At 56.6% G+C, this 17,294-nt stretch carries 15 protein-coding genes; 6 read left to right on the forward strand and 9 right to left on the reverse strand.

Features of this window, described 5'->3' with window-relative positions:
* Positions 1–22 precede the first annotated feature (22 nt).
* The gene (gene prmC / locus ACAW74_RS21785; RefSeq protein ID WP_370700346.1) at positions 23–880 is read right to left on the reverse strand and encodes a peptide chain release factor N(5)-glutamine methyltransferase; all 858 of its coding nucleotides are present in this window, start codon (positions 878–880) and stop codon (positions 23–25) included.
* Between the two features lie 109 nt (positions 881–989).
* Here prmC and ribD point away from each other — a divergent pair, with 109 nt between their 5' ends.
* A complete protein-coding gene (ribD, locus tag ACAW74_RS21790) occupies positions 990–2,036 on the forward strand; it encodes a bifunctional diaminohydroxyphosphoribosylaminopyrimidine deaminase/5-amino-6-(5-phosphoribosylamino)uracil reductase RibD (protein WP_370700348.1) in 1,047 nt (348 codons plus the stop codon).
* Here the strand turns inward: ribD and nagA are convergent.
* From nagA to ACAW74_RS21805, 3 genes are all read right to left on the reverse strand, one after another.
* Positions 2,033–3,220 carry an N-acetylglucosamine-6-phosphate deacetylase gene (gene nagA / locus ACAW74_RS21795; protein WP_370700349.1) on the reverse strand — a complete coding sequence of 396 codons (1,188 nt, stop codon included), beginning with the start codon at positions 3,218–3,220 and terminating at the stop codon, positions 2,033–2,035. The genes ribD and nagA overlap by 4 nt on opposite strands.
* An 80-nt stretch (positions 3,221–3,300) precedes the next feature.
* Entirely contained in the window at positions 3,301–3,582 is a 282-nt protein-coding gene (locus tag ACAW74_RS21800) for a putative quinol monooxygenase (protein ID WP_370700350.1), read from the reverse strand.
* A 58-nt stretch (positions 3,583–3,640) separates the two neighbouring features.
* Positions 3,641–4,396: a shikimate dehydrogenase family protein gene (locus ACAW74_RS21805; RefSeq protein WP_370700351.1), complete on the reverse strand. Its 756-nt coding sequence runs from the start codon at positions 4,394–4,396 to the stop codon at positions 3,641–3,643.
* 172 nt (positions 4,397–4,568) lie between these two features.
* On the opposite strand from ACAW74_RS21805, the gene ACAW74_RS21810 reads away from it, so the two are divergent.
* A complete protein-coding gene (locus ACAW74_RS21810; protein ID WP_370700352.1) occupies positions 4,569–5,105 on the forward strand; it encodes a 3'-5' exonuclease in 537 nt (178 codons plus the stop codon).
* A gap of 105 nt (positions 5,106–5,210) precedes the next feature.
* Here ACAW74_RS21810 and ACAW74_RS21815 read toward each other — a convergent pair whose 3' ends face one another.
* Entirely contained in the window at positions 5,211–5,627 is a 417-nt protein-coding gene (locus tag ACAW74_RS21815) for a DUF1761 domain-containing protein (RefSeq protein WP_370700353.1), read from the reverse strand.
* 556 nt (positions 5,628–6,183) lie between these two features.
* Here ACAW74_RS21815 and ACAW74_RS21820 point away from each other — a divergent pair.
* The 3 genes from ACAW74_RS21820 to ACAW74_RS21830 all read left to right on the forward strand — a co-directional run bounded on the left by ACAW74_RS21820 (position 6,184) and on the right by ACAW74_RS21830 (position 9,840).
* On the forward strand, positions 6,184–7,311 hold the full coding sequence (locus ACAW74_RS21820) for a Gfo/Idh/MocA family protein (protein WP_370700354.1): 1,128 nt from the start codon (positions 6,184–6,186) through the stop codon (positions 7,309–7,311).
* The gene (locus tag ACAW74_RS21825; RefSeq protein WP_370700355.1) at positions 7,308–7,826 is read left to right on the forward strand and encodes a GreA/GreB family elongation factor; all 519 of its coding nucleotides are present in this window, start codon (positions 7,308–7,310) and stop codon (positions 7,824–7,826) included. Before ACAW74_RS21820 ends, ACAW74_RS21825 begins: the two co-directional genes overlap by 4 nt.
* A gap of 67 nt (positions 7,827–7,893) precedes the next feature.
* On the forward strand, positions 7,894–9,840 hold the full coding sequence (locus ACAW74_RS21830) for a glucosamine-6-phosphate deaminase (RefSeq protein ID WP_370700356.1): 1,947 nt from the start codon (positions 7,894–7,896) through the stop codon (positions 9,838–9,840).
* A 251-nt stretch (positions 9,841–10,091) separates the two neighbouring features.
* Here the strand turns inward: ACAW74_RS21830 and infB are convergent, their stop codons facing one another.
* From infB to rimP, 3 genes are all read right to left on the reverse strand, one after another.
* Entirely contained in the window at positions 10,092–13,364 is a 3,273-nt protein-coding gene (infB, locus tag ACAW74_RS21835; protein WP_370700357.1) for a translation initiation factor IF-2, read from the reverse strand.
* A gap of 185 nt (positions 13,365–13,549) precedes the next feature.
* Entirely contained in the window at positions 13,550–14,797 is a 1,248-nt protein-coding gene (gene nusA, locus ACAW74_RS21840; protein ID WP_015334463.1) for a transcription termination factor NusA, read from the reverse strand.
* A 108-nt stretch (positions 14,798–14,905) separates the two neighbouring features.
* Positions 14,906–15,406: a ribosome maturation factor RimP gene (gene rimP, locus ACAW74_RS21845; RefSeq protein ID WP_370700358.1), complete on the reverse strand. Its 501-nt coding sequence runs from the start codon at positions 15,404–15,406 to the stop codon at positions 14,906–14,908.
* 244 nt (positions 15,407–15,650) lie between these two features.
* Between rimP and ACAW74_RS21850 the strand changes: the two genes are divergently transcribed.
* Complete coding sequence (locus ACAW74_RS21850) at positions 15,651–16,754, forward strand: endonuclease/exonuclease/phosphatase family protein (RefSeq protein ID WP_370700359.1); 1,104 nt, start codon at positions 15,651–15,653, stop codon at positions 16,752–16,754.
* Between the two features lie 102 nt (positions 16,755–16,856).
* Here ACAW74_RS21850 and ACAW74_RS21855 read toward each other — a convergent pair whose 3' ends face one another.
* Positions 16,857–17,267, reverse strand: a complete 411-nt coding sequence (locus ACAW74_RS21855; RefSeq protein ID WP_370700360.1) for a molybdenum cofactor biosynthesis protein MoaE — start codon at positions 17,265–17,267, stop codon at positions 16,857–16,859.
* Positions 17,268–17,294: the final 27 nt, after the last annotated feature.

The following is a 17,294-nucleotide window of genomic DNA, read 5'->3' on the forward strand; positions in this document are numbered from 1 at the left end:
ACCTTGGACATTGAACGTTGAACTAATTTTTAGTCGCTCTGACGCTGCGATCTTTACCGTGAATGTCTTTGAAAATCTGCACGTTCTGGAAACCGCGTTCGTCGAAAACCGCCTTGGTGGCTTCACCGAATCGCTCGTTGATTTCTACGTAACAGACGCCCGCTTCCGACAGGTTGTGCGCTGCAAAATCGGCAACGGCCTTATAAAAAATCAGCGGATCGGCGTCATCGACAAACAGGGCTACGTCGGGTTCATAGTTCAGTACATTCTTGTCCATCTGGGCGGCTTCCGAGCGGGTCACGTACGGCGGGTTGCTCACCACACAGTCGAACGTACCTACCTGCTGTTGGGCTACGGCCAGAATATCCTGCTTCTGAAACGTTACCTCGGCGTTGAGCTTGTCGGCGTTGCGTTGGGCCATCGCCAGCGCCACTTCCGACACGTCGTAGGCCGTTACGTCGGACTGGGGCAGGAACCGGGCAAGCGTTACGGCCAGGCAGCCACTACCCGTGCCGATGTCGATAACGCGCACGGGCCGCTCGGTCTGATCGGCAAAATCGTGCATAATCAGCCGAACGAGGTCTTCTGTTTCGGGGCGGGGAATCAGCACGTCGGGCGACACTTCGAATTCCAGTCCGCAAAAAATGGTCGTACCAATCACGTGCTGAATCGGTTCCTGCCGGTTAAGCCGTTCGATGATGCGGAACCAGTCGGGTTCGGTACGGTTGGCGGGCAAGGGTTTATCAGCCAGTACGTCGGCTTTTCTGAGACCGAAGTAGTGGTCGAGTAGCATAAAGGCCATCTCGCGCGCTTCTTCAGGCGGATAGGCCGTGATGTTACGGCTGAGTTGTTGATAAAGGGGACGCGTGGTAAGAGCCATTCGGTGAAGTACAGACGCTATGCTGAGTTCGACAAAAATAGGGAAGTTTACCGCCTGCTAAACCTATAAGGTTTTAGAAACCTTATAGGTTTGACCATACATAACTGTTATGTCCAATTCGCTTATCATGCGCCGGGCCCTCGATCTGGCTACGTTGGGCCGGGGCCACGTTAGCCCCAACCCGATGGTTGGCTGCGTTATCGTTCACGATTTGGGAGAAGACGCTACGGGGCGGGTGTTGGGCGAAGGCTGGCATCAACAATATGGCGGCCCACATGCCGAAGTCAACGCCGTGCGGGCGGTGCTGCCCGCCGACGAAGCGCTGCTGCCCCAATCGACGGCCTACGTCACGCTCGAACCCTGTTCGCACTGGGGAAAAACGCCCCCTTGCGCCGATTTGCTCATCCAAAAGAAAGTAGGTCGGGTCGTATGCTGCAATGACGATCCCAATCCACTGGTAGCGGGCAAAGGCTTCCAGAAACTGCGCGACGCTGGCATTGAGGTCATCACGGGGCTGTTGGCTGAGGAAGGTCGCCTGTTGAATGCCCGCTTTTTTACGGCTATCGAGCAGCAGCGGCCGTATATCATCCTGAAATGGGCCGAAACTGCCGACGGCTTCATGGGTGGTCCCGGGGCCACGCCCGTTCCCATCAGTGGCCCGCTGGCCGGGCGGCTGGTGCACCGCTGGCGAAGCGAAGAAGATGCCATTCTGGTTGGGACCACCACCGCCCGCCACGACAATCCCCGCCTTAACACGCGGTTATGGCCGGGTCGGTCGCCGGTTCGGGTGGTACTGGATCGCGCCTTGGCGTTGCCTACTACGCTCAATCTGTTCGACGGAACCCAACCGACGGTGGTCTATCATCGGTCGGGGCTGGACGTACCTGTGGCTTCAGAAAACCTGAGCTACGCTGCCGCCGACTCACTGCCTGCACTGCTCGCCGATCTGCACGAACGCCGTATCCAGTCGGTATTGGTCGAGGGGGGGGCGCAGGTGCTGGGTACGTTCCTGGAGGCGGGGCTGTGGGACGAGATTCGGCAATTTCGAAGCGCACAGACGCTGGGTCAGGGTGTTGCCGCCCCAACCGCACAAGGTACGTTGGTAAACCGTGACCGGGTTGGGGCGGATGAACTGTGGACGTGGCGGCGTGACTAAGCCAATGCTTCCCCGTCGATCCAGACGCCTTTAACCGTCAACGAGCGGTCGAGATGAACGAGGTTGGCAACGTACCCAGCCTTGATGTGCCCGATCTGGTCGTCGAGACCAATCAGGCGGGCGGGCGTGGTTGATGCCATGCGTAACACATCCGTCAGGGGAAGATCAACGGTGTCAACGGCATACCGCACGCAATCGGCGAGGGTGATGGCCGTGCCGCCCAACTTGCCTTCATTGTTGACATACCGACCGTGCAGGGGTTCGTCGGGCGTACCGCTGCCGGGTTCATAGCTGACAATGAAATCGCCCAGCGCGAAAGTTGGGCGCGGCGGGTTGGCAAACAGGGCATCGCAGATCATAAACAGCCGGTCGGGGCCGAGCAGGCGGTGTGCCATCCGGATGGCCGCCGGCGCGCAATGATAGCCGTCGGCAATGATACTACAGGCTACCGTGGGGTGGTCGAAGATAGCGCCTACACTCCCTGGTTCGCGGCTTTCAAAACCCCGCATGGCATTGTAGAGGTGCGTGGCCAGCGTGAATACGGGCGAGGCCCCCGCGCCATTGAACGCATCGGTCGCCTGCTGATAGGTGGCGTTGCTGTGCCCCAGCGACAGCAGTGTGTTGGGGTGCTTCAATTGACCCAGTAGAGCAAGTTGCTCGTCGGAGAGAATCTCAGGCGCGGCGGTCAGAATGCGGATCACGTCGGCATTCGTGCTGAACAGCGCTTCCAGTTCGCCCTCGGCTGGGGTACGTACCAGCGCGGCACGATGCGCCCCGCGTTTGACCGGGTTGAAATAAGGCCCTTCCAGGTGAATGCCAGGTACGTTGAGCGGCATGGCATCCCGCACCGTCGCGATAGCCGCCATCGCCTGTTGCATCTGCGCCAGTGTATCGGAGTGCATCGTGGGCAGCAACGTGGTGGTGCCGTTGCGGGCATGGCTGTCAAAAATCTGCCGGATGGCCTCAGGCGTGGGCGTTTCGTTCAGGAACGCTTCTGAGCCGCCGTATAATTGCAGATCGATGAAGCCCGGCACCAGGTAATCGCCGTTCATGTCGATTACTTGCTCGGTGGTGGCGCCGAGCAGATCGGTACCAATGGCGTTGATCTGACCGTTTTCGATCAGCACATCGTAGCCCGACAGCAGTTGGTCGCCGGTAAAAACGGTCGCGTTTTGGAAAAGCATAACGAGTAATACCGAAACTCCCGATTCGGTTGGGCTGAGAAATCGTTGGTTACCTTATTGAAGCGGACACTTCTACAGGACTACTGCTCTACCTTCGTCAAGGTTACGTCATCGAGCAACGCACCGGCTTTTTGCTGAAACGCAGCCATGTGCGGCATTTGGTTGTGGGCGTCGAGCCCCGCCTGATCGGGCCAGCGTTCGTGCATGATAAAGCGGTCAGGTGATTCGGTGCTTTCGTAGAGTTCGTATAGCAGACAGGCGGGTTCGGTCCGGACGGCTTCGACCAGTTCGAGCAGAGCGAGTTTCAGATCGGGGCCGCAGCCGGGTTTGGCCGTAATGTTGGCAATGAGCAGGAGAGACATAGTTAATGGCTATTGAATGAGAAAAAAGACCCGAAATGAGCCGTTGTGGCGTGTTTGACTAGCGGTCGTTCCAGATCGCCCACGATTTTTCGGCCTGCAAAACGAGCATCTGGTAGCCGTTGAGCCCGGTAGCTCCCTGCGCCCGGCCGCGCCGCAAAAATTCGGTTTCGGCGGGGTTATAAACCAGATCGTACAGGAAATGCTGCGGCGTCAACTGGTCGTAAGGCAGATCGGGCGCATCGGTTACGTTGGGGTACGTACCTACGGGCGAACAATTGACAATCAGTTGGTAATCAGCTAGTAAGCCAGGTACGTCGGCGTAGCGCAGGCCATCGGCATCGGGCGTGCGCGATACCATTTTGTGCGCAATACCCATGTCTGTAAGCGCCGCCACCACGGCCTTCGACGCCCCGCCCGTACCCAGAATGAGCGCTTTCAACCCCTGCCCCAGGCCCTCGGCCCCGTGCCTGTCCTGCCACGCTTCTTCCAGCGAAAGCCGAAAGCCATAATAGTCTGAGTTGAAGCCGGTTCGGCTGCCATCTGCTTCCAAACGAATTACATTGACGGCGCCGACTTTCTGCGCCGACGCGTCGAGCCGGTCGAGGTAGGGCAGCACATTGGTTTTGTGCGGAATCGTGACGTTCAGCCCACGCAGGCCGGGTGTTTGAAGCAGATCGGGCAAGGCCGCAATATCGGGCAGGTCAAACAGATCGTAGCGGGCGTCGGTGATGCCCTCGCGGGCAAATTTCTGGGTGAAATAGTTCTGGGAAAACGAGTGGGTCAGTGGGTGGCCGATGAGTCCGTAGCGCGTCATAACAGCAAAAGTAGTGGCCCGCCGTTCATCTTTGTGTCTGGAATTGTTCGTTTCGTTGTCGCGTTCTAATTTTAGGCTATCGACCAGTCGCTTATCCACTTAAGGGAATGTCAATTGCCGCGCCAGATGCGTGGGCCGTTGGTGTGGCTCTTAGCATCCTTTTTCGCACTGCGTGTATTGTATCGTTGACGTTGAGACCACTGGAGGCGTAAAAGGCCCCACTCGCCTTACTGAAATTGCCCTGATCCGCCACGACGGTAACCAGATCGTCGACGAGTTTCAGACGCTGCTTAATCCGGGCCATCCCATTCCGCCGTTTATCAGTCAGCTCACGCGCATCACCGACGCGATGGTGGCCGAGGCCCCCACGTTCGATCAGGTGGCCGATCGTGTACACGAGATCACCGACGAGGCCATTTTCGTGGCCCACAACGTGCAGTTCGATTTTGGCTTTCTGCAGAAAGAGATGAGTTGGCTCGACCGCGAATTTCTGCGGCGTACACTCTGTACCGTTCGGTTGAGCCGTAAAATCATTCCCGGCCTGCCTTCCTACAGCCTCGGCAAGCTGTGCCGGTCGCTCGATATCCCGGTGTCGGCCCGGCATCGCGCCTACGGCGATGCCGCCGCTACGGTAAAGCTATTCGAACTGCTGCTTCAGCACGATCACCGGGGCCATATCCCCCGCCCAAAGTCATCGCTGGTTTACTAACGGTTGCATAGCTCATATAGCTACGCAATTGGCAAAAAAGCCACTAACGTACCTGTGCTACTTGTACAGGTACGTTAGTGGCTTTTTTGCTCACAACCGATTCTCCTAGCGCATGGCGAATAAAATCAGGCTGACCAGTAACATACCAACGAAGTGGTAGCTGCCCGTAATCAGCCCGTATAAAAACGGCCGGGGTATATTCGGATTGATGGCGATGTTGACCGTATTGGTAACCAGGTAGCCAATGCCAACTACCGCCGCAAAAAGTGTGGCTGCACCATACGAAGTCACGTTCAGCGTGTATAGCAACACGGCACTCGTTATGGTGATGATCAGCGAACAGACCGCTGGCCCGACAATGTAGAGCGGGTTGTCGCTCTGCGGCTCGTCGGCGCTTCTGCCCAGGGCAATTCGGTACGGTTTGGGGAAAAGAAACAAGTACCAGAAAGCACCTAATCCGAAATAAAGAATAAACGCGATAAGAACACTTAGCCAGTTGATGGCGGGCAGTACAGTAAGCATGCTGAGCGGGAAATTGAAGAGTGAATCAGTCGTTGTCACTTGACCGTACAAAGGTCTGCGCAACCACTGACAGCCTTATGTCAGCAGCGTTCCAGGCTGTGAAAAGACGTACCTGACTCGGCCACTCAGGCAAATAGAGTACTGACACGCTCTCCTCGCCGAACGGCCTGTTTCTGCTCCGCCGTCAGGTACGTTATGTCAGGAATCCGTTTTCGCATTGTATAAACAAGCGGATGAGAAGGCTGTTGATAAACACTTCGTCCTGCTCTATAGCGGGTTCGGGAATAACGCGCCCCCGCATAAACTCGTAGCTTCCTTCTCTAACGAACAGACGTTGCCAGGCTTCAAACTCATCAACAGTTTGTAGCGATTGGGGTAAGTCGAGATTGTTCGGTGGGCTGAGCAGCGGCGACCATACGCTGCGACGTCGTGCTACCGACGATTGAGCTGGTTGTTATCAGGCCGCTTCTTGTTGCTATAACATTAACGTACCTACGGAAGTTGGAAGAGTATACATTGGTTGCCGAAAGCAGCCGATCAAACCGAATACAACGTTATGGAACAGAAGGAATTGGGCATTGGGGTGATTGGAATGGGCGGCTTTGGGCTCTACGCTGTTCAACAGTTTTTACAATATCCCAACACGCGCCTTGTGGCTATTGCCGGCTCGAAACGCGAAGAAGCCATCCGCACCGCACAACGATTCGGGGCCGACCAACTCGGTAGCCTTGAGGAACTGGTTGCCCACCCCGACGTCGACATTGTCTACATTGCGACGCCTCCCTTTCTGCACTATGAGCAGGCCATGCTGGCACTCGAAGCCGGTAAGCACGTCATCTGCGAAAAGCCGCTGGCGATGAACCCCGAACAGGGCCGGGAAATGCTGGCTAAAGCCGCCGAAAAAGGGCTGCTGATGGTGACCAACCTCATGCAGCGTTACAACCCGCTCTTTGCCCGCATTAAACACTTAATTGATAAGCAGTTGCTGGGCGATTTCCTGCACGGCTACTTCGAAAATTATGCCGGCGACGAAGGCCTGAGCCCCGAGCACTGGTTCTGGGATCGTAGTAAATCGGGTGGTATTTTCATCGAGCACGGCGTCCACTTCTTCGATCTGTTTGCGGGTTGGCTGGGTAAAGGTGAGGTCGTCGCGGCGCAAACCACACAACGCCCAAACAGCGCAGACATCATCGATCAGGTACAGGCCACGGTTCGGTATGGCGATGCCGGCAACTACCAGTTCGTGAATTTCTACCACGGCTTCACCCAGACCGGACGGATGGACCGGCAGGAAATGCGGCTGGTGTTTGAGCGCGGCGACATCACACTCTATGAGTGGGTACCCACGCGGATGGAGCTCCGGTGTGTGGCCGACGAAACCACGACCCGCGAACTAATGCTGCTCTTTCCCGGTGCACAGCTCGACGTTACGGCCAACATCGATCCGTCGAAACCCATTGGCGGGCGCCACAAAACCTTCCACGCCTACCAGCAGATCGAACTCAAATTCGGCTTTGAGGTCGAAAAACAGCATCGCTACAGCGAACTGCTCCGGCTGATGTTCCGCGATCAGGCGTCGGCACTTAAACAGCCCGATGTACACCGGATTATTTCGGAAGAAAATGGCCTTACCAGCCTGGAAACGGCTTGGGCTGCCGATCAGCTAGCCAAAGCACAGCCATGAGTCGCGCGTTTCTCAAAAACGAAACGGCCGACGACCCCGTCGTGATTCCGGCTCGTGCGCCGCTGCCGCCCAACACGCCCAATTACGTTACGCCCCGTGGCCTGAACCTGCTGCGCGCCGAGCTGACTGAGCTGGAAGCCGAGCACGCGCGCATTCAGGCCACGGGCGCGGCAGATGATCCTGACCGCACCCGGCAACTTGCCGAACTGAACGGCCGAGTTGGGGCGCTCAACAGCCGTATTGCCAGCGCCCGGTTAGTGGAGCCTCAGCAGCAACCTACTGACGAAGTGCGTTTTGGAGCGACAGTGACCCTGCGGGCGACCGGCCAACCCGACTGGCAACTGACCATTGTCGGTGTCGATGAAGCCAACGCCAGTCAGCGGCGCATTGCGTTTACGGCTCCTGTGGCTCGGTTAATGCAGGGTAAACGCTTAGGAGAAACCGTAACGTTGCGGACACCCGCCGGGGAACGTACCTGGCAGATTGCCGCCATCAATTACGAATCAGATTCCTGAGGGAGGGGTCCTGCGGATCGCGGGGAACTGTTTACCTTTGCGGCTCCAATCAACCGCTGGTTAACGTATGATTGCCGAACCAACTCTTCCTGATGCCGCCTTTAGTGGTCCGCTTCAGTCAGCCATTACCTACGAGAAAATCCCCACCCACATCTACGCGGATGCCAAAGCCGCCTCACGCGCTGTTGCCCACGAAATCGCCGATCTGATTCGGTTGCGGCAACAGGAAGGCCTGCCCTGCATCCTGGGTCTGGCAACCGGATCGTCGCCCAAGACGGTCTATGCCGAACTGATTCGGATGCATCGCGAAGAAGGGCTGAGTTTCCGCAACGTGGTATCGTTCAACCTCGACGAATACTACCCGATGGAGCCCGACTCGTTGCAGAGTTACTGGCGGTTCATGCGCGAACAGCTGTTCGACCACGTCGACATTCCCGAAGGCAATTACAACGTACCTGACGGCACCATTCGCCCCGAAAAAGTAGCCGAATTTGCGCAGCAGTATGATCGGCAGATTGCCGAAGCGGGCGGACTCGATTTTCAACTCCTGGGTATTGGTGGGAATGGCCACATCGGCTTCAACGAGCCGGGTTCACTCATCAACAGCCATACGCGGCTGATGATGCTCGACCACTCGACGCGGGCAGCGGCAGCGGTCGATTTCGGGGGGCTTCCCCGTACGCCGCGGAAAGCTATCACCATGGGCGTAGCCAGCATTCTGGCGGCCAAGCGAGTGGTGTTGCTGGCCTGGGGCGAGCGCAAAGCGCCGGTGATTCGTGGCGCGGTGGAAGGCACTGTTACGGAAACAAACCCAGCGTCGTACTTACAAACGCATCCGAATGCCTTGTTTGTGATCGATGAAGCGGCCGCTTCGGAACTGACCCGGATGAAAACGCCGTGGCTGGTCGACTCGGTAACCTGGGATAACGCGATGAAGAAGAAAGCGGTCACGTACCTGTCGCTGACTCTTCAAAAGCCCATTCTGAAACTCACCGACCGCGACTACAACGACAATGGTGTCTCGGACCTGCTGGCTCAGTACGGGCAGGCCTACGACATCAACATCGACGTCTTCAACCAATTGCAGCACACCATTACGGGCTGGCCCGGCGGTAAACCCAACGCCGACGATACCAACCGCCCCGAACGGGCACTGCCGGCTCAGAAACGCTGCCTTATCTTCAGCCCCCACCCCGACGACGACATCATTTCGATGGGCGGTACGTTCCAGCGGCTCGTCGATCAGGGGCACGAGGTACACGTGGGTTACCAGACCTCAGGCAACATCGCTGTAGCCGACGACGAGGCCCTGCGCTTCGCCGATTATGTTGTCGATTTCAACACCCGCTTTGGGATTAAGAGCCCCGAAGCCACGCGCATTTTCCAGGACGCGGCCGCCTTCCTGCGCGCCAAAAAGGATTCTGAAATGGACACCGCCGAGGTGCGCCACGTGAAGGGCCTGATCCGCATGGGCGAAGCCAAATCGACCTGCCGGTTTGTGGGTGTTCCGGTCGAAAACGCGCACTTCATGAACCTGCCGTTCTACGAAACAGGTAAGGTGGAGAAGAAGCCGCTGGGTGAAGACGATATCCGCATCACGATGGAACTGATCGAGACCATCAAGCCGCATCAGATTTACGCTGCCGGTGATCTCGCCGATCCGCACGGGACGCACAAGGTCTGTCTGGACGCCATTCTCGAAGCCGTGAAGCGCCTGAAGCACAAAAATTTCATGAAGGACTGCTGGGTGTGGCTGTACCGGGGTGCCTGGGCCGAGTGGGATATCCACGAGATCGAAATGGCCGTACCGATGTCGCCCGATCAGGTGATGAAAAAGCGGTTAGGTATCTTCAAACACCAGTCGCAAAAAGACGGCGTAGTGTATCAGGGCACCGACTCGCGGGAGTTCTGGCAGCGGGCCGAAGAGCGCAACCGCGCCACCGCCGAACTCTACAACCGCCTCGGCCTGGCCGAATATGAAGCCATGGAAGCCTTCGTCCGCTGGAAGGGATAGACGGATTTGTTTAACGATCAAAAAAGGGCTGACGCGTCTATCGCGTCAGCCCTTTTTGTCTTAACCTGTATGTCTTAGCGAACGGAAGATGACCCGTGACGCCCGGCTCCAGCCGGGTCGTAGCAGTGAACAGACACCATTTCAACAACGACCCATAGTCGACCCGGCTGGAGCCGGGCGCAACTGTACAAAAGCAAAAAGCGGTGCCGGTCGAAACCAGCACCGCTTTTTTATGACAACGTACCTGACGACTAAGCCAGCGTCCGTTTAACTTCTTTGATTTCGAAGCCTTCGATGGTATCGCCCATTTCGATGTCGTTGAAGTTTTTGATGCTCAGACCGCACTCATAACCCGTACGAACCTCGGCCACATCGTCTTTGAACCGTTTCAGTGCGCTGATTTCCCCCGTGTGGATCACGATGAAGTCGCGAATGACCCGAATCTTGCTGTTCCGTTTGATGGTACCATCCGTAACGTAACAACCGGCCACTGTACCGATTTTGCTGATCTTGAACACCTCGCGTACTTCGATGTTACCCGTGATGACCTCTTCCTGCGTCGGTGCCAACAGGCCTTCCATCGCGTCTTTGATCTCATTGATTGCATCGTAGATAATCGAGTACAGGCGAATCTCAATCTGCTCCTGTTCAGCCAGACGGCGAGCATTCGACGAAGGACGTACCTGGAAGCCAACGATGATGGCATCCGCCGTTGAGGCCAGCAGCACGTCGGATTCTGAAATCTGACCTACCGCTTTGTGGATGATGTTCACCTGTACTTCACCCGTCGAGAGCTGTAGCAGCGAATCGGAGAGGGCTTCTACTGAACCGTCGAAGTCACCTTTCACAATCACATTCAGCTCTTTGAACGAGCCGATTGCCTTCCGGCGACCGATCTCTTCAAGCGTGATGTGCTTGCGGGTACGGAGGGTCTGCTCGCGCAGAAGTTGCTCCCGTTTGTTGGCGATTTCACGGGCCTCGCGGTCCGTTTCCATCACGTTGAACTTGTCACCCGCCTGCGGTGCACCCGGCAGACCCAGGATCAACACCGGCTGACTTGGCCCAGCTTCTTTGATACGTTCGCCACGGTCGTTCGTCATGGCGCGGATACGGCCATAGTGAGCGCCCACGAGCATGATGTCGCCCTGACGGAGCGTACCGTTCTGTACCAGTACGGTGGTAACGTACCCACGACCCTTGTCGAGTGTGGCTTCGATAACCGTACCCGTGGCGCGGCGGTCCGGGTTGGCTTTCAGTTCAAGTACTTCAGCCTCGAGTAGTACTTTGTCGAGTAGTTCATCGATACCCATACCGGATTTCGACGAAATTTCCTGCGACTGGTATTTACCACCCCATTCTTCAACGAGCAGGTTCATCTGAGCCAGTTCGTTCCGAATTTTCTCGGCATCGGCTCCCGGCTTATCCACTTTTGAGAAAGCGAATACGATGGGTACACCGGCTACCTGTGCGTGGTTGATGGCCTCGCGCGTTTGGGGCATGATGCTGTCGTCGGCGGCGATCACGATGATAACCACGTCGGTTACTTTCGCACCCCGGGCCCGCATAGCCGTAAAGGCTTCGTGACCAGGCGTATCGAGGAAGGTAACCATGCGGCCGTCAGCCGTTTTCACGCTGTAGGCACCAATGTGCTGCGTGATACCACCGGCTTCACCTGCCGCTACCTTCGTCCGACGGATGTAGTCAAGCAACGACGTTTTACCGTGGTCGACGTGACCCATGATCGTGACGATCGGAGCGCGCAGTTCAAGATCTTCTTCAGCATCCGGCGCTTCTTCCAGACCCGATTCGACTTCTTCTTCGGCCGATACGAACTGCACGTCATAACCGAACTCATCCGTGATAAACGTAATGGCTTCAGCATCGAGGCGCTGATTGATCGAGACGAACATACCGGCACTCAAACAAACCGAAATCACTTCGTTGATCGATACGTCCATCAACGACGCCAGGTCGTTGGCCGATACGTATTCGGTCACTTTCAGTGTTTTGGCTTCGAGCTCTTCCTGTTCGTTCAACAGGCGGCGATCCTCTTCGCGCTGATTCCGACGGTCACGGCGGCGTTCGGCACCCCGGTTGGTACGTGTGTTACCACCGGCAATCCGTTGGTTGGTGGCCCGGATGTTGGCCGAAACCTCCTGTTTCGATGGTGTTTCGCGGCGGTCGCGATCACCGGGACCCCGACGATCGTTTTTGCTGCCGGGACGTGGTCCATTCGATGACCGGTTCTGGTTGGTACCACCACCTTGTCCCTGACCCTGCGGCCGGTTTTGATTCGTACCACCTCCCTGACCCTGCGGCCGGTTCGGATTGGTACCACCACCCTGTCCCTGACCTTGCGGCCGGTTCTGATTGGTACGGTCGCCCCCCTGACTCTGGTTGCGATCGCCTCCCTGGTTGGGACCACCCTGACGTTCGCCCTGCGGACGGTCGCTACGCTGACCACCTCCCTGACGATCGCCTTGCGGCTGCCCAGTGCCCTGGCCTTGTCCCGGTTGACCCGGACGGCGGTCGTTGGCATTGGGAATTCGCTTGCGTTTCTTTTTATCACGACCTGCCGCACCACCACCTTGCGGGCGGTTGAACTGGGTCAGGTCGATGGTTCCTTTTACAGTAAGCCCTTTCAACTGCACACTACCTTCAGCCCGGATGGTCTCAACAGGTGCAGGAGGCGCGTCGGCCGGAGCCGGGGCTGGCGTTTCAGCCGGCTTAGCTGCTGGTGTTTCGGCTACGGGCTTCGTTACCGCCGGAGCTGGTGCTTCGGCTGGCTTCTGAGCGGCTGGCGGTGGCGTCGTGGCTACAGGAGCCGGAGCGGGCTTGACCACCTCCTCGGCTTTGGGCGTAACGGGCGCTACCGGTGCTGCTTTCTGCTCAACAGGTTGCGGCTTGGCGGCTACTACCGGCGCTGGCGTAGGCTTGGGAGCCTCAACCGGCTGGCTGGGAACTTCCGGCTTCGCCTGCACGGGCGGTGGCGTGGGCTTCGGCTGCTGCGGAGCGGCCGGTTGAGCCACTGGCTGGGCCGGTGCTGGTTGCTGCGGTTTGGCAGGCTGCGCTGGTGCAGCCGCTGGTTTGGGATTCAGGTCAATTTTCCCCAGCACTTTCAGGCCTGGCAGACCCGACGCTGGCGCCGCCTCACGCTCAACAGGCGCGGTGCTTTGCGGGCGGGGTGCTTCGGTAGGCCGGTTGCTGGCCGGTGCTTGTCCGGCGGGCGCACCTGTCACAGGGCGGCCCTGATCGTCGCGTGAATAACGCGGCAAGTAGTCGTCATCCCGACGAGTCGGCGCTTCTGTAGGAGCCGTAGCCTCAGCGGGCTTACGGGCACCATTCAGGAGCTCGTTCGATTTAAATTCTCTCGCCAACACCTCCAACTGTTCTGTGTTGATTTTGGTGTTGGGATTCACTTCCACCTTAAACCCTTTGGCAGAAAGCGTACTCGCAACAGAGGAAAGCCCTTTGTTGAGAATTTTTGCCACTTGGCTTAGGCGCATTGACTTATCTTCTGCCATACGTTCGGTTTAGACCCGACAAAATTAGTGGTTGTTTATACAGTGATAACAACGATTAACGGATTATAAATCCCAAGGGCAGTTTATGAGTCTTGAGTTTATGGGTTTTCAGAGGCTGCGCCTGAGTACGTATACGCTGGTGAGCCACCTGGAAACGGATAAACTGATGAACTAATAAACTAGCATTATTCAAATTCCTGACGCAGAATGTTCAGGATTTCCTCGATGGTATCTTCTTCGAGGTCGGTGCGGCGGGCGAGTTCTTCGCGGCTCAGAGCCAGTACGCTCTTAGCCGTGTCGAGACCTACGCGGCGGAATTCATCAACAATCCATTCGTCGATCTCGTCTTTAAACTCCATCAGGTCAACGTCTTCGTCGTCTTCCTGACCGTCCGTTTCGCGGTACACATCCAGTTCCAGATTCACTAACCGGCCAGCGAGCTTAATGTTCTGACCACCCTTTCCGATGGCCAACGACACCTGATCGGGCTTGAGGAACACGGCTACGCGTCCCGCCTCCCGGTCGATGTTCATGGAGCTCACTTTGGCTGGGCTTAGGGCCCGGCTGATGAGTAGTTCGAGGTTTTCGGTGTAGTTGATTACATCGATGTTCTCATTGCCAAGCTCGCGCACAATCGAGTGGATACGCACGCCTTTCATGCCTACGCAGGCCCCAACCGGGTCGATACGCTCGTCGTACGATTCGACGGCCACTTTGGCCCGCTCGCCCGGTTCACGCACGATCTTGCGGATCGAGATCACGCCGTCGTAGATTTCAGGAATTTCTCCTTCGAAGAGGCGCTCGAGGAACACGGGCGACGTACGCGACAGCACAATTTTCGGGGTGCCGTTGTTCATGTCGACCCGGTGAATGACAGCCTTCACGGCCTCACCCTTACGGTACCGGTCTTTCGGAATCTGCTCGCCACGGGGCAGACTCAGTTCGTTGTTTTCTCCGTCTACCAGAATAATTTCGCCGCCTTTGAGGAATTGGTATACTTCGGCCGAAATCAGGTCGCCAACCTGGTCTTTGTATTTCTGGTACAGCAGTTCTTTTTCTAAATCTTTAACACGCTGAATGAGCGTTTGCCGTGCCGTTTGCACAACCCGACGCCCAAAATCTTCTAGTTTGACCTCCTCGGCCACTTGCTCGCCCACCTCGAAGTCGTCCTGAATCTTACGCGCTTCCGAGAGGGGAATTTTGTCATAATCCCAGATATCCTCCGAATTGTCGTCCACGATTTCGCGCGTCCGCCACATTTCCAGATCACCGCTTTCGGCGTTGATGATCACGTCGAAGTTGGCATCGGTTTCAAATTTTTTGCGAATCATGGTGCGGAAGACTTCTTCCAGAATCGCAATCATGGTGGGCCGGTCGATGTTCTTCGATCGGGCAAAGTCGGCAAAGGATTCAATTAACTGTCCGCTGTTCATGGGAAAAGCAGTTTTCAGTTTTTAGTTTCCTGTGTCCAGTTGGCTGGCGCAGCCTTGTTACTTGTGCACCAAGTAGCTGGAAACTCCAAACTAAAAACGTCCAAACTTTTATTTAAACGTTATTTCAACAGTCGCCTTCCGGATTGTGTCGAAAGCCAGGGTTTGGGGGCCTTCGGGGGGCAGTTCGGTGAGCGTTTTGCGTTTTGTTTTACTGATCTTGGCGGGTGGCACGTCGAGCACAATACCCGACTCATCGACCGACGCCAACGTACCCACAAGCGTTTGCCCGCCTGTGGTTTCGACTTTTAGCGTCCGGCCCACGTTTTTGGTGAACTGCCGGGGTTGCGAAAGCGGGAAACCTACGCCGGGCGACGATACCTCGAGGTTAAACGGGGCATCGCCGAAGAAATTTAACTCATCCATCTGGTTGCCCAGTTGCCGACCGATGCGCGCGCACTCATCAATGGTAATGCCCTCATCGGAGTCGAGCAACACGGTTACCTTGAGCGTTCCTCCCTGCCGACCAGCCACTTGACTATCAACAATATAATACTCGCCTCCGTTGAGGTGGGGCTCGAGTAACTGGCTGATGCGCTCCTGGTCATTCATGAAAGGCTACCAAAGAAAAAAGGGAGCCGAACTCCCTTTGCTTGATCCGTGTCGATGTCGCTAAGTGCCGCAAATATAAGGAGTTATTTGCCGAGAAGCAAGCGTAGCGGCGCGTAGGTTACTGTGTGGCCAGGCAAGCCAACGACGACAGGCACTCCCAAATGGGCTAGGGAACGGCTTGGCGGTATCCTTCGCCCTTTGGCTAACGCGGCGTACTTTTGCGCGACAATCAAGCACGTAATTCATGGCACTGGGGAACCGGATCAGTCTCTTTTTGGCATTTGTTGCCCGGTCAGTGCTTTGGTCGGTACACATAGGGCTGTTTTTCTACACGCTGTTTGTTTACTACCTGCTGGGGTCGCTGCTTTCCGAGCACTGGTTTGCCAGTATGCTGATGATCACGCTGCCCGTAGCCTGGCTCGGGTTGGCGTTGCTGGCACTCATCTGGCTGTTTTTCCGTCCTTGGCGGGCATTGCTTTCGTTGGCGGCTTTTCTGATTGGCTACTGGCTGTGGCCACGGACGCTAAGCCTCGATTCGGCCAATGCCAACCCCAACAACCGGCCAACGTTGACGTTGCTCAGCTATAACGTGTCGGCCTTTGCAACCGACGAGTTCTATGAGTTTAAACAGGAGTCGAAGAAGAGTCAGCAGCTTGTCGACTGGGTGGTAAAACATCCGGCACCGGTCAAGTGCTTTCAGGAGTTTTATACGGGTAGTCTTTCGCCCACCTACGAGGTGCGGCAGCGCCTCGAGCAGGCGGGTTATCGCTACCGGGCGTTTCTGCAACCGATCAACGATGGGTACGTAGGAGTAACGACGTTTTCGAAATACCCGATCATTGGGCAGGGCCGACGGGCGTTTGGGTCGTTTAACGGCATGGTCTGGGCCGATATTAAGCTAGGGGCCGATACCGTCCGGATCATCAACGTACACATGCAGTCGATGGGTATTCGGGTACGTCGGGTGTTCGAGAATGAAGAAATCGACGCCATGAAATCGGAGACTCGCACCGTGTTAGGGGCCCTCAAAGCGGGTTTTGTGGCGCGTCGGCACGAAGTCCGGCTGATTGAGCAGTGCGTGCAGAGCAGTCCATATCCGGTGATCGTGACGGGTGACTTCAACGATACGCCCTATAGCATTATCTATGAGCGGTTGCGCCATCGTTTGCATAACGCGTTTGAAGATGGCGGCTCGGGATTCGGCTTCACGCTCAACCGGGCCCCGCGCTTTATCCGGATCGACAATCAGTTCTACGACCCGAAGTTATACCTGCTTCGATTCGACACCCACCGCGATATTCCCTATTCCGACCACTACCCGATCGAAGGGGAGTATGCGCTGCCGTAGAGGGTTTGGAGTTAATGGTTTTGAGTTAAGAACGCTTTATCGCGGACCTTGGGTACGTTGCCCGGATAACGGTAAACTCGAAACTACAAACCCTAAACGGATTCATGGCGTTGCGTTGACCCACACTTCGCCGTCGGTGAAGCGCTCTTTTTTCCAGATCGGCACCGTTTGTTTGATGGTATCGATGATGTAGCGCGTGGCCTCGAAAGCCGCATCGCGGTGAGGGGTTGCTACCCCAATCAGCACCGCCATTTCGCCGATGCGCAACACGCCGGTACGGTGAATAACCACGTACCTGAGCACGTTCCAGCGACGGCAGGCCTCATCAGCAATTTTTTGCATCTCGCGAATGGCCATTGGTCCGTAGGCTTCGTAATCGAGCTGCTGTACGTCGCGCTGCTGGGTATTGTTACGTACCACGCCAAAGAAGAAATCAATGGCCCCGGCTTCGTCGGTTTGCAGGTAGTGATACGCCGAACTGAAGTCGATAGGGTCGGCAGTTAGGGCTATCATAGAAAGAGGTTTCAGGTTCCGGTCTCA

Origin of the sequence: Fibrella musci (genome assembly GCF_041321105.1) — a bacterium.
In the GTDB taxonomy this organism is placed as follows: domain Bacteria; phylum Bacteroidota; class Bacteroidia; order Cytophagales; family Spirosomataceae; genus Fibrella; species Fibrella musci.